At 47.6% G+C, this 13,014-nt stretch carries 10 protein-coding genes; 9 read left to right on the forward strand and 1 reads right to left on the reverse strand.

Translation table 11 applies throughout. The features are described 5' to 3' along the window. Positions 1-43: 43 nt before the first annotated feature. Positions 44-3,313, forward strand: a complete 3,270-nt coding sequence (locus tag DRW07_RS03415; protein WP_124026469.1) for a S41 family peptidase — start codon at positions 44-46, stop codon at positions 3,311-3,313. Between the two features lie 88 nt (positions 3,314-3,401). Continuing rightward, a complete protein-coding gene (locus DRW07_RS03420; protein WP_124026470.1) occupies positions 3,402-3,974 on the forward strand; it encodes a manganese efflux pump MntP in 573 nt (190 codons plus the stop codon). Here the strand turns inward: DRW07_RS03420 and DRW07_RS03425 are convergent. After that, positions 3,960-4,340 (reverse strand): MerR family transcriptional regulator, encoded by a 381-nt coding sequence (locus DRW07_RS03425; protein WP_165870384.1) that lies wholly within the window; start codon positions 4,338-4,340, stop codon positions 3,960-3,962. The genes DRW07_RS03420 and DRW07_RS03425 overlap by 15 nt on opposite strands. Positions 4,341-4,429: 89 nt before the next feature. On the opposite strand from DRW07_RS03425, the gene DRW07_RS03430 reads away from it, so the two are divergent. The 7 genes from DRW07_RS03430 to DRW07_RS03460 all read left to right on the forward strand — a co-directional run bounded on the left by DRW07_RS03430 (position 4,430) and on the right by DRW07_RS03460 (position 12,957). Continuing rightward, positions 4,430-5,170 (forward strand): glutaredoxin family protein, encoded by a 741-nt coding sequence (locus DRW07_RS03430; protein WP_205665348.1) that lies wholly within the window; start codon positions 4,430-4,432, stop codon positions 5,168-5,170. Positions 5,171-5,196: 26 nt separating this feature from the next. Further along, on the forward strand, positions 5,197-5,568 hold the full coding sequence (locus DRW07_RS03435; RefSeq protein ID WP_165870385.1) for a hypothetical protein: 372 nt from the start codon (positions 5,197-5,199) through the stop codon (positions 5,566-5,568). Between the two features lie 131 nt (positions 5,569-5,699). After that, complete coding sequence (locus DRW07_RS03440; RefSeq protein ID WP_124026473.1) at positions 5,700-7,100, forward strand: TolC family protein; 1,401 nt, start codon at positions 5,700-5,702, stop codon at positions 7,098-7,100. After that, entirely contained in the window at positions 7,093-8,613 is a 1,521-nt protein-coding gene (locus DRW07_RS03445; protein WP_124026474.1) for an efflux RND transporter periplasmic adaptor subunit, read from the forward strand. Before DRW07_RS03440 ends, DRW07_RS03445 begins: the two co-directional genes overlap by 8 nt. Further along, complete coding sequence (locus DRW07_RS03450; RefSeq protein WP_124026475.1) at positions 8,610-11,723, forward strand: efflux RND transporter permease subunit; 3,114 nt, start codon at positions 8,610-8,612, stop codon at positions 11,721-11,723. Before DRW07_RS03445 ends, DRW07_RS03450 begins: the two co-directional genes overlap by 4 nt. Positions 11,724-11,737: 14 nt before the next feature. Further along, positions 11,738-12,085, forward strand: coding sequence for a copper resistance CopC family protein (locus DRW07_RS03455; protein ID WP_124026476.1), 348 nt, complete (start codon positions 11,738-11,740; stop codon positions 12,083-12,085). A gap of 8 nt (positions 12,086-12,093) precedes the next feature. Further along, entirely contained in the window at positions 12,094-12,957 is an 864-nt protein-coding gene (locus DRW07_RS03460; RefSeq protein ID WP_240630490.1) for a copper resistance D family protein, read from the forward strand. Positions 12,958-13,014: the final 57 nt, after the last annotated feature.

Consider the following 13,014-nt stretch of genomic DNA (forward strand, 5'->3'; position numbering starts at 1 on the left):
TTTTATCTATAAAAACCATAATACACGACAATAAAGGACAGATATGAGGGTTAAAAATCCATTACTTATTGCATGTCTGCTGCTGGTAACAACGGCAGTGGCGCATGCAAAAGAAAACAGTGAATGGTTCTTACACAGCGCCATTTCACCTGACGGTAACCAAGTCGCATTTTCCTACAAGGGCGACATCTATGTAGTGTCATCCAAAGGTGGCACCGCGCGTCCCCTAACCATCCACAGTGCGTGGGAAGGTCACCCGGTATGGTCTGACGATGGCAAATCTATTGCCTTTGCTAGTGATCGCACCGGTAACCTTGACGTCTATGTGATGTCAGCGATGGGCGGCAAAGCGCGCAGGCTTACTTTCCACTCTTCGCAAGATTATCCGCAGGCATTTTTCAATAAAGACAGCGAAGTTGTCTTCACGTCAGCACGAGCCGATGCCTCCGAAGCCTCTATTCATCCCACCAGCCGAATGGCAGAAACTTATGCGGTGGGCAGTAATGGTGGCACGCCGCGTATGATCACTACGATCGCAACCTCGGAAGCAGACATCAGCCCTAACGGCAAATTACTGGCTTATCGCAATGAAAAAGCCTATGAAAATCCGTTTAGAAAGCACGATGTATCCGCGTTTGCCAGAGACATATTTGTGATGGATTTGGAGACCGGTGAACACAAGCAGATCACGAATTTTGAAGGTGGTGATCACACGCCAGTCTTCGAAGACAACAACACGCTGTATTACACGTCAGAAGAAAGTGGCAGTTTCAACGTGTGGAAAATGGACCTAGACGGCTCTGACAAAAAGCAAATTACACAGTTTGAGCAACATCCGGTTCGCTCTTTGTCAATCAGCAAAAAAGGCAAATTGGCGTTTGTTCATCACGGCAATATCTATGTGCAGGACGGCAGAAAGCCCACCCACCTCGATATCGATATTCTGAATGACAGCCAGGAAAACGAAATAGAAAACGTGCGTTTGAACAATCGTATGTCCGAATTTGCAGTGTCTCCGAATGGCAAGGAAGTGGCGTTTGTGGCGCGTGGCGAAGTCTTTGTTACCAGCAAAGAGTTCAATACCACGGTAAGGATCACAAATACACCTGAAAGAGAGCGTTCAGTGTCGTTTCACAAAGACGGCAGAACCTTACTTTATACCGCTGAACGCAACGGACGTTGGGGCTTGTATGAAACCTCTATCGCAAATGAAGACGAACCCTACTTCTTTGCGGCAACGGCCTTTGAAGAAGTGCCTGTTTTAGTAACAGATACCGACAGTTTTCAGCCGGTCTATTCTCCGGACGGTAAAAAAATTGCCTTCTTGTCTTCACGGGATGAAATTCGTGTTATCGACAGAGAAACTAAAGAAGTCAATGTCGCGCTGGGTAAGCAATACAACTACAGCTATTCAGACGGAGACATTACCTTTTCCTGGTCGGGCGACAGTCACTGGCTGACCGCTGACTTTGCACCGCGTAGCAGAATCTTCATCAGAAACATTGGGGTTTTCCCTGCAGATGGTTCGGCAGAGCCGGTAGACATCAGCCTATCTGGTTATAACGACTTTGCGCCTGGCTGGAGTGCCAAAGACGATGTCGTATTGTGGTCGAGCACGCGTTATGGTCAGCGCGACCATGGTTCATGGGGCAGAGAAGCCGATGTCATGGCAGCATTCCTGACCCAAGATGCCTACGACAAATTCCGTCTGTCAAAAGAAGAATACGCGCTTAAAAAAGAGCTAGAGAAAAAAGCCAAATCTGATAAAAAAGATGAGGAAAAGTCTGGTGATGAGTCGGACGATAAGTCAGAAAACGAAGACGCTGCAAAAGAAGAGGAAACCAAAGCACCGCTGAATATTGAGTGGGACAATCTTGATGAACGTACGGTACGACTCACTATGCACTCTTCAGCGTTGGGACAGTTCTTCTTAACAGAAGATGCTAGCGAGTTATATTACTTGTCACAGTTCGAGAAAGGCTTCGATTTGTGGCAACACAATATTCGCGAGAAAAGCACTACGCTCGTAGCGAAGCTCAATGCCCGCCGAGCCTCTATTGAATTATCGCCTGATGGCAAAGAAATTTATGTGCTTGCTGATGGCAGATTGCAAAGTGGAAAGCTTGGCGACAAGATAAAACTTAAGCCAATTTCGTCAAACCCTGTAATGGCACTCAATGCTGCCGAGGAACGTCAGTACATCTTTGACTATGGTTGGCGAAAAATTAAGGACAAGTTCTATAAAGACGATTTCCACGGTATTGACTGGGACTTTATGGGCGAGTCTTATGGTCGTAAATTGCCTTCTATCGGGCACAACCGCGACCTGGCTAATCTGATTGCTGAAATGACAGGTGAGCTCAATGCTAGTCATATTGGTTCTTCATACCGCCCCTCGTCAGAGCCTGGTGATGATGCTACTGGCCAGTTAGGTTTGTTATTTGATATGACAGATACCAGCGGAGCACTTACTGTGAAAGAAGTGCTGGGCAAAGGGCCATTCGGCAACGCCTCTAGCCAGGTAGCACCAGGTGTGAAACTCACCAGTATTAACGGTGTAACACTTGATGGCAGTGTGAACCTGTTTGAACAATTAAACCACACAACAGGCAAGCGCGTGCGTGTAGGATTTGTTGACACAGACGGCAATGCGTTTGAAGAAGTGGTCAAGCCCATTTCTAATGGTGCTCAAAACCGCCTGCTTTATCAGCGCTGGGTCGATTCCAGAGAAGCCTATGTGGAGAAAATTTCCAACGGACGTCTTGGCTATGTTCATATTCCGGCGATGAATGATCCGTCTTTCAGAACCGTTTACTCCAATTTATTCGGCAAGCACTTCAATAAAGAAGCCGTGGTGGTTGATACACGTTGGAACGGCGGCGGCTGGTTACACAATGACTTGGCTAAACTGTTCTCGGGCAAAGAGTACTTCACCTTGCACGTGAGAGGCCGTGAGTATGCCGGAGACCCAATGGATCAGTGGACCAAACCCAGCGTGCTGGTTGTCAACGAAGGTAACTATTCTGATGGTCACGCTATTGCTTATACCTATGAAGAGCTGGGCTTAGGTGACATTGTAGGTATGCCTGTTCCCGGTACAATGACAGCCGTTTGGTGGTCTACGTCAATTTCCGGTGACATTCGCATTGGTGTGCCGCAAGTGGGTGTGAAGAACCCTCGTGGCGAGTACTTGGAAAACAATCAGGTTGAACCCACCCACCTTGTGAATAATGATCCTAATCACCTTGCTAATGGTGAGGACAAACAATTGGATAAAGCAGTAGAAGTATTGTTGAATCAATTGGATAATTAAACGCAAGCCGTTTATTTAGAAAAAACAACATAGTAAAAAGGTCAACGGTAAACTGTTGGCCTTTTTTTATTGCTGAGTAGCTATCTATATGAGTTTGATTACACTGGTGTTTTTAGCGTTTGCTATGTCTACCGATGCCTTTGCTGCCGCCATTAGTAAAGGTGTAAAACTTAAAACACCTGAGCTTTCCTATGCCTTAAAAACAGGCCTGATTTTTGGTTCCGTTGAAGCGATTACGCCGGTTGTTGGCTGGTTACTCGGGCGTGCCGCCGCTACTTATATCGAGGCGTGGGATCACTGGGTTGCACTGATTATTCTGGTAGGTCTTGGGACACACATGATATACGACAGCATGAAAGATGATGATGAAGAGGCAAAAACCAGCAACAGCAAGCCGTCATTGCTCATACTTATGCTGACTGCGTTGGGTACAAGCATTGATGCCATGGCCGTAGGAGTGAGCTTAGCGTTTATTGACGTTAATATTGTTCTCGCAGCTAGCCTCATCGGGCTCGCCACCTTTAGTATGGTGACAATTGGGGTAATGCTGGGCAGTGTGCTGGGCTCCTTCATCGGCAAAAGAGCAGAAACCTTGGGGGGACTGGTACTGGTCGCGCTGGGTTTATGGATTGGACTGGGTGATAGCCTAGGTGTCTCTTAATTCAGTCAAAATTGGGCAAGGTTCGTTGTCACTCTTTTTACAGGCAAGCACCAGTTCAGACAAAAAAGTTTGTGCCATGACCAGTTCAGCAATCTTAGTTTCTAGTAACTGCATCTTGTCTTCTGATATTCGACGAATTTCATCCTTATCGCGTGATGCATCCAACCGCTCTAGTTGCTTAATTTCATCAAGCGTAAATCCTGCCAGTTTAGCTTTTTGAATGAACGCAATTTTATTGATGTGTACATTAGTGTATTGCCGATAGCTGCCCGAATTTTCAGGAACTGCAAGCAATCCTTCACGATGATAATAGCGTACCGTTTCTACCGACACGCCAGCCTGTTTTGCAAATTGGCTGATTTTCATTGGAACCCCCTCACTCAAAAAAAGGTTGACTACGTACCTAGGTACGTAGTTTACCATTGTGCTAAATCGATAAAAAGAAGGGGGCTGACGTGGCTAAAACGGCAATTTTATACCGAATGGAAACCGACAAACACACGTGTCCTTTTGGGCTAAGGGCAAAGGACCTGTTGCGTAGAAATGGATATGAGGTTGAAGATAAGCGCCTGACAAGGCGAGAAGAAGTCGATGCATTCAAAGAGAAAATGAATGTGAATACGACGCCTCAAATCATTATCGAAGACGAACGGGTAGGCGGGTTTGAAGCACTACAAAGCTATTTGGGTATGAGCATTAGGGAAAAAGGAAAAGCGAGTTATTTTCCTGTTATTGCCGTTTTTACCGTTGCTGCTCTACTCACCCTGATCATGCATTTACCCTTTGCATCCTTTTCCGTTCAGACCATTGTAATGCAGTTTATTGGTATGGCAATGGTGTTACTTGGCCTGCTTAAGCTGCAAAACATTCAAGGGTTTGTAAATGGCTTTTTGGGTTATGACCTGCTCGCAAGGCGCTATGTCCCTTATGCCTTTGTGTATCCGTTTGCCGAAGTGTTGGGCGGTTTATTGATGGTAGGTAGCCTGTTACCACAGATTTCCATACCGCTGATGTTATTTATTGGGGGGATAGGTGGGGTTTCCGTGTTCAAAGCTGTCTATATTGACAAAAAAGCATTGAAATGTGCCTGTGTTGGTGGAGACTCAAATGTGCCTTTAGGGTTTGTGTCATTTTTAGAAAATGCGGTGATGTTTGGCGCAGCTTTTTGGATGCTGACCGTAAACCTGTTTATTTAGGGTGGCAGATTGAATATACTGCGGCCATGAAAATGATATCTACACTACAGACAGTGCTGCTTCTGCTCATCGTGCTAACCGTTCAGGTGAGTGGTGCTTATGCGTCTATGCCTATGGATAGTGCAATGAATGTAGATACCCATTGTGCCATGAACGGTCATGCTATGGAGCAATCGGCATCATCAATGTCTGAGTCACCTCAAATGAGCGCAAACATGCCTTGTTGTGACGGTGAGTGCGAGTGTGCTACCTTCTGTGGTACTGGGCTTTATTTGCCAAGTGATGCTTGGGCGACCTTGTCTCGTCCCGCGGAAGGCGCGCCCTGTGTCTCTTCCCATGCTGTCATTGCTCCCTTTTCGGCCCTGCTTATTCGGCCACCTATATACCTCTCTGCCTAATACCCGCTTAATACACCAGCGAGCTGCCAGTCTTAATTAAAAGACAGCGAATGTTGTGGCGTGCATATTCTTGCACTCACGACAGAATGGTCACTCGCAGTTCAACACATAACTTGTGATTGAGAACAACGATGAGAAAGACAAATTTGAAGCGAGCAAGCCTGTGCTCTATAAAAAAGGCCGCGATGGAAACGGGTGCGACAGCCATGGTTGTCGCAATTAGCCTGTTTGGGTTTAGCATCGCCAAAGCCAGTGAAACGCCACAATCACTCAGCCTTGCGCAGGCTGTTCATCTTGCGCAAAGTAGTGACGACTGGCTGGTGAAAAGTCAGCAAGAAGAGCAGCGCCTCATCGCGCTGAGCTCAGGTGCTACTGCGCTCCCTGATCCTACTTTTAGCCTAGGACTGATGAATGTTCCAACAGATAGCTTTGCTTTTGACCAAGAGCCCATGACCCAGTTAAAGGTGGGAGCATCACAAATGTTTCCTCGTGGCGATACCCTTTCGTTGCAAGGGGCACAGTATGAACAAGCTGCCGCTATTCAGCCTTTTATGCGTGACGATAGACGGCATAAAGTGAAGTGGCAAGCCTCATTGCTGTGGCTGGATGCATACCAAAGCCAAGCTAGCCATGCATTGGTAAATCAAGCCAAACCCCTGTTTGATAAGTTAGGCGAAATTGTAAGTGCTAGCTACGCTTCTTCGGTAGGGAGTACCAAACAACAAGACATTATTCGCGCAGAGCTAGAACTGGTTCGCCTTCAGGACCGGCTTGTAAGCTTATCTACCGCCCAGCAGGCGGCGTTGCATAAGCTTACGCAATACTTGTATGGTTCAGACCGTCATCAGGCGACCATATTTTCTTCTGTTGGGGCGTTACCCAGTGAACAGGCCCATGTAAATGAGTCTATGAATGCCACGCTTTCGGCACTTATGGACGCAGATGACAATAGCCTGTTAATGCTGCTTAATACACATCCCCTTGTGGTTGCAACCAATCAGAAAATTCGTGCCGAGAGCATGGGAATTGAGATAGCAGAGCAAGCATATAAACCTCAATTTGGTGTGAATGCCAGCTATGCATTGCGCGATGATTCTCGTGCAGATTTTTTCTCAGTAGGCATGAGTGTTTCTGTTCCTTTATTTTCAACCAGCCGACAAGATGCACAAGTAAGTAGCACCATTGCGCAAATGGAAGCCAGTAAAACCCAAAAGCGGTTGTTGTTGCGTGAACTGATCGCTGGGCTTAAAAGTAATCTCACGCAATATCGCGGCGCATCAGAGCGTTTGGTGATCTACAAGCAACAGATATTGCCGCAAATGTCTCAACAGGCTGAGGCTGCGCTAAATGCCTACACCAACGACACGGGTGATTTTGCCGAAGTCGTGCGAGCGCGTATTGCTGAGCTGGATGCCAGCGTTACTGCCGTAAACATTGAGGTGAGCAAACGCAAAGCGCTTGCGGCTATTGAGTATTATCTGTCGTCTCACCCTTCATTTTCCTCAACATCAGGAGTGTCGCATCATGGCTGATTCAACAAAATCACAATTCCGTCATCTTATTATCGGCCTGGTGGCGGGTAGTGTCATTGGCGCCTTGGCCTATGCCTTTTTCATGTCACCACAAGGTCACGACATGGAAAATGCAGCCAGTGGGGACAAAGGCGGCGAAGAAGCGCCTTTATATTGGGTAGCGCCCATGGATCCCAACTTTAAACGGGATAAACCCGGTAAGTCACCGATGGGAATGGATTTAGTGCCGGTATACGCAGATGATGTGGCGGGAGACTCTCCGGGTACTGTCTCTATCGATCCTGTAACGGTGCAAAACCTAGGAGTGAAAACCGCGCAAGTAGAACGCGTCAAGCCTACACAAACAGTGCGCGCCGTGGGGCAGGTTCAGTTTGCTGAAGATGCTATTGAGCACGTGCATCCAAGAATAGAAGGCTGGGTTGAAGTACTTAACGTAAGAGCAATAGGGGACTATGTCGAAAAAGGCGCCCCATTGTATTCACTTTACTCACCTGAACTGGTTAATGCGCAGGAAGAATTTGTTATAGCGCTAAAGCAAAATAATCCGTCACTGATAAATGCAGCCCGAATGCGTTTGAACGCCTTGTCTGTGCCTGACACCCTCATTACGCAACTAGAGCGCGCCCGAAAAGTGGCACATAAGGTAACTTTCGTGGCACCGCAAAGTGGGGTCATTAAAGAACTCAACGTGCAACAAGGCTTTTACGTAAAACCCAGTATGACCATGTTATCCATAGCGTCTTTGGAGCGTGTATGGGTACTTGCTGACATTTTCCCACGGGATGCTATCGGTCTTAAATCTGGGAAACCAGCTAGGATAAGCAGCAATGATTTACCCGGACATACTTTTGACGCGAGCCTGGATTATCTCTATCCCGCGCTAAGTGCGACAACGCGCACATTACAAGCGCGTTTTGTCGTTGATCAAAGTAGTAATACGCATGAGAACATTCTCAGACCGGGTATGTACACCCAGGTACATATGACCGTGCAACCCGAGCAACCTATTGTGGTGGTGCCCAGTCAGGCAGTGATACGCACAGGGACGTCCGAACGGGTGGTGCTGGCGCTTGAAGAAGGCAAATACAAATCAATCAATGTCGAGCTTGGACGCACTTTTGGCGATAGCATTGAAGTGTTAGACGGCTTATCACAGGGCGACAAAATAGTCATATCTGCACAGTTCCTTATTGATTCTGAAAGCAGTATTAGTTCCGACTTTATGCGTATGGCCCCTGAGCAGGAAGACGTCGGCAGTGATGTCAGTGCATGGACCCAGGCCACAGTAAACGACGTCGATGTACAGGCACGCAAAGTCACATTAACACATGGTTATTTAGATGCTTTTGACATGATGGGCATGACCATGGATTTCACCGTGGCCGAGGACATTAACATCAACGACTTCGTGATAGATGCGCAGGTCCATGTAGAAATCATCCGTGAACCCAGTGGTATGTTTCAGGTGAAAACCCTGCATGTGATGGGTGATATGCAAGGAGACCACGAATGATCAATGCGATAATTCACTGGTCAATTCACAACCGCTTTTTTGTTCTGCTGGCCACGCTTATGCTGATTGGTGTAGGCGCCTATTCGGTGAAGAACACGCCTGTAGATGCCATTCCGGATTTAAGCGATGTACAAGTCATTGTAAAAACATCCTATCCCGGTCAGGCGCCACAGGTGGTGGAAGATCAGGTTACCTATCCACTGACAACGGCACTCTTGTCGGTGCCAGGTGCTAAAACCGTAAGGGGGTTCTCCTTTTTCGGCGATTCTTATATATACATAATCTTTGACGACAATACAGATATTTACTGGGCCCGCAGTCGAGTGCTGGAATACCTGTCTCAGGTTGCACCTACGCTGCCAGCATCGGCGAAGCCTCAACTGGGGCCCGATGCGACTGGTGTGGGTTGGGTTTATATGTATGCACTGACCGATACCAGCGGGCAGCATGACTTGAGTGAATTACGCAGTTTGCAGGATTGGTTTCTAAAGTATGAGCTGCAAACGGTGCCCGGGGTATCTGAAGTGGCCACCGTGGGCGGTATGGTAAAACAATATCAAATCATGGTGGATCCGCTTAAACTGCAGGCGCTAAATATCCCGCTTGCCCACGTTCAACTGGCGGTACAGCGCGGCAATCAGGAAACGGGCGCTTCTGTGGTAGAGATGGCTGAAGCAGAGTACATGATACGCTCTACCGGCTATATCAGCGATATTGACGATATTAAGTCTATCCCTGTTGGCTTGCGTGCTGGTGACAGCAATGATGCCGTCCCCATTCTGATTGGTGATATCGCCGAGGTCAAAGTTGGCCCGCAAATGCGACGCGGCGTGGCAGACTTAAATGGTGAGGGTGAATCTGTCGGTGGCATCGTTGTTATGCGGTATGGTGAAAACGCCCAGGCCACCATTGACGGAGTGAAAGCCAAACTTGAGGATCTCAAGGCCAGTTTGCCGGCTGGGGTTGAGATAGTGCCCGTCTATGACCGTTCCGCGCTTATCGAACGTTCAGTGGACAATTTAACCCAAAAGCTGCTGGCTGAATTTACTGTTGTGGCAGTGATTTGCGCACTCTTCCTATTTCATTTGCGCTCGTCATTAGTGGCTATTGTCAGTTTACCTATTGGCATTTTGGGCGCATTCGTAGTGATGCATATTCAGGGGATCAATGCCAATATCATGTCGCTGGGCGGTATTGCCATCGCCATTGGAGCTATGATTGACGGTGCCATTGTGTTGGTTGAAAACATGCATAAGCATATGGAAAACACACAAATTACACGAGAGAACCGATGGGAGATCGTGGCAAAATCTGCCAGTGAGGTGGGCCCGGCACTGTTTTTCAGTTTGCTTATTATTACTGTCAGCTTTCTGCCGGTGTTTACCCTGGAAGCACAGGAAGGCAGAATGTTCAGCCCCCTGGCATACACAAAAACCTATGCCATGGCCGCGGCAGCTATTCTTGCGATAACGTTAGTACCCGTTTTGATGGGGTATTTTGTTAGAGGGAAAATCGTACCCGAACACAAAAATCCCATTAATCGTATGCTCATTGCCCTGTATCGCCCGGTGTTGAAGTGCGTGTTGCGTTTTCCCAAGCTCACCATGTTAGTCGCAGCAGGCATCATGGTCATTGGCTTGTGGCCAGTGAACAAAATAGGCAGCGAATTTATTCCACCTTTGGATGAAGGGGATTTAATGTACATGCCAACCACCTATGCCGCGGTGTCTATTGGTGAAGCGAGAGATATTCTTCAGCAAACCAATAAACTCATTAAAACCGTGCCAGAAGTGGAGTCTGTGTTTGGAAAGGTAGGTCGGGCTGACACAGCCACCGATCCGGCGCCACTCACCATGCTCGAAACCTTCATTCAGTTAAAGCCAAAATCACAATGGCGGGAAGGCGTGAGTACGCAAGACCTGATCAATGAATTTGATGCGTTAGTGCAGTTTCCTGGCCTGACAAATGCCTGGGTTATGCCCATTAAAACGCGTATAGATATGCTGGCAACAGGCATTAAAACGCCAGTGGGCATCAAGATTGGCGGGCCAGACTTGGCGGTTATTCAGCGTATCGGACAAGAACTAGAACGCGTACTTGGTGAGGTAGAGGGAACAGCCTCTGTGTATGCTGAGCGAGTGGCAGGTGGAAGATACATTACTATCGACATAAATAGGCAAAGTGCCGCGAGGTACGGCCTGAATATTGCCGATGTGCAGGCGTTTATTGCCAGCGCAGTGGGAGGAATGAACTTAACAACCAGTGTCGAGGGGTTAGAGCGTTACCCTGTACAAGTAAGATTCCCGCAAGCTTACCGTAATTCGCCTGAACAGTTGGAACGTCTGCCCTTTGTTACTCCTTCTGGGGCGCATATTATGCTGGGCGATATCACAGAGATAAGCATTCAGGACAGTCCTCCGGGTATCAAGAGTGAAAATGCCCGCCCTAATGGATGGGTTTATGTGGATATTGAAAATATCGATGTAGGTCAGTATGTCATTAAAGCGCGGGACATTGTCGCGGCGCAGATTGAGCTACCGCCTGGCTATTCGCTGAACTGGAGTGGTCAGTTTGAATACATGGAGCGAGCAAAGGCTAAATTGACGTATGTCGTGCCACTGACACTGGCCATCATTATCATATTACTCTATGCCAGCTTTAGAAGCTTTCCTCAGGTCGCCATGATTATAGGTACCTTGCCATTCGCCCTTATTGGAGGTATTTGGCTAATGTACTTGGAGAACTTCAATTTTTCTGTGGCTGTGGGGGTAGGTTTTATTGCGCTGGCTGGCGTGGCCGTGGAAATCGGCATCATAATGCTAGCCTATCTGGACGTTAAGTTTAATGCGCTTAAAAAAGGCTTTAGTGTAGATGAGCTTAAACAAGCTGTGATGCAAGGTTCAGAAATGCGTATTCGGCCCGTAATGATGACATCAACCACCATTATTTTTGGCCTGATGCCCGTGATGTATGGTACAGGAACCGGGTCAGAAGTGATGAGCCGCATAGCCGCCCCTATGGTGGGCGGTATGGTGAGTGCGCTGATACTAACACTCATCATTTTACCCGCTGTCTATTTTTTGTGGCGCAAGCCAAAGCAAACACAATAAGTGAGAAAACCGTCATGAAACACCTTCTAGTTATGATAGTCGCAAGTATTATCTTGTTTAGTTCAACGGCATTCGCCCATGTCAGCATCGTCGAGAGCACGCCTAAAAAAGACGCCATGTTAATGACACCGCCTGAACACTTGTCCCTGACATTGAGTGGAGCATCGCGGATGGCTAAAGTAACAATCACGACATCTTCAGGCGATAAGGTCGACATAGGTTTCAAACCGACAAAAGAGGCCAGCACGGTATTTAGCTGGGCGTTACCAGCCCTTAAGCCTGATACTTACCAGGTTCAGGTGATTTATTTTGGTGAAGACGGTCATAAGATGAAAAGCGAGTTTGGCTTTATGGTGCATTAAGAAAGCAGATGGAAGCCGTGGAAGTCTTCAGCTGGAACGCACTAATTGTGATGTGCAAGGTCTTGACCTATTCGGGCATGGCGACTTTGGTCGGCTATGCCTGCTTCCAGAAGTGGGTAAAAAACATGAAGTACGCAAGGCGTGTGGTACTGCTGACGCTATTGGTCACACCTATTGGCTTTTTTGCGCAGGTAGGTGCTATGGCAGAAATGGGGATTGCCGGGGCCGTTGATGCTGACTATGTAAGCATGATGTGGGCGTCAGCAAGTGGTGATGTCACCCTATTGCGCAGTGTGTCTTGGCTGTTTGCGCTACTGGCACTTTACCTAACACAGTCACAACGTACGTTACTTCTCCTTCGTCAACCTATAGTTATAGCCTGCATACTGGTGCTCTTGTATTCATTTACCCTAACCGGCCACAGTGCCAGTCTGGGATGGTCAGAAAAAGTGTTACTGGGCCTGCATGCTCTTGTAATGGCTTGGTGGATGGGTGCTTTATTCCCGCTAAAAGCAGCATGTAATACTCAATCTGTTCAACAATTGCAGCTCACCATGCAGCGTTTTGGTCGACAAGCCAGTGTTATGTTATGTCTGCTGTTCGGTGCAGGGGGGATGTTGGCCTATCGGCTGATCGGTAATATTGAAGCGTTACTGTTTTCCCCTTATGGGCAGGTACTCTTGTGTAAACTTCTGCTGGTTGGTGGCATGTTAAGTCTGGCTGCACGGCATAAGCTGAGTTTAGTACCTGCGCTATCACATACGGATAGCCGTGCTGTATTATCGCGTTCTATTGGATTAGAAATTGGCCTGGCTGGCTTAGTGTTTTTAGTAACCGGGGTGCTATCCAGTGTGGTAGGCCCCAAGGTTTAAGAACGTTTCACAATACTTTCACACGTCACATCCTATTCTGCGCTCATGTTAATCAAC

This window comes from Paralteromonas sediminis, from assembly GCF_003820355.1.
Taxonomy (GTDB): Bacteria; Pseudomonadota; Gammaproteobacteria; order Enterobacterales; family Alteromonadaceae; genus Alteromonas_F; species Alteromonas_F sediminis.

What these genes read in the sequence shown, in the direction of transcription:
- DRW07_RS03415 (WP_124026469.1), top strand. Translation starts at nt 44, where the DNA reads ATGAGGGTTAAAAATCCATTACTTATTGCATGTCTGCTGCTGGTAACA.
- DRW07_RS03420 (WP_124026470.1), top strand. Translation starts at nt 3,402, where the DNA reads ATGAGTTTGATTACACTGGTGTTTTTAGCGTTTGCTATGTCTACCGAT.
- DRW07_RS03425 (WP_165870384.1), bottom strand. Translation starts at nt 4,340, where the DNA reads ATGAAAATCAGCCAATTTGCAAAACAGGCTGGCGTGTCGGTAGAAACG.
- DRW07_RS03435 (WP_165870385.1), top strand. Translation starts at nt 5,197, where the DNA reads ATGAAAATGATATCTACACTACAGACAGTGCTGCTTCTGCTCATCGTG.
- DRW07_RS03440 (WP_124026473.1), top strand. Translation starts at nt 5,700, where the DNA reads ATGAGAAAGACAAATTTGAAGCGAGCAAGCCTGTGCTCTATAAAAAAG.
- DRW07_RS03445 (WP_124026474.1), top strand. Translation starts at nt 7,093, where the DNA reads ATGGCTGATTCAACAAAATCACAATTCCGTCATCTTATTATCGGCCTG.
- DRW07_RS03450 (WP_124026475.1), top strand. Translation starts at nt 8,610, where the DNA reads ATGATCAATGCGATAATTCACTGGTCAATTCACAACCGCTTTTTTGTT.
- DRW07_RS03455 (WP_124026476.1), top strand. Translation starts at nt 11,738, where the DNA reads ATGAAACACCTTCTAGTTATGATAGTCGCAAGTATTATCTTGTTTAGT.
- DRW07_RS03460 (WP_240630490.1), top strand. Translation starts at nt 12,094, where the DNA reads ATGGAAGCCGTGGAAGTCTTCAGCTGGAACGCACTAATTGTGATGTGC.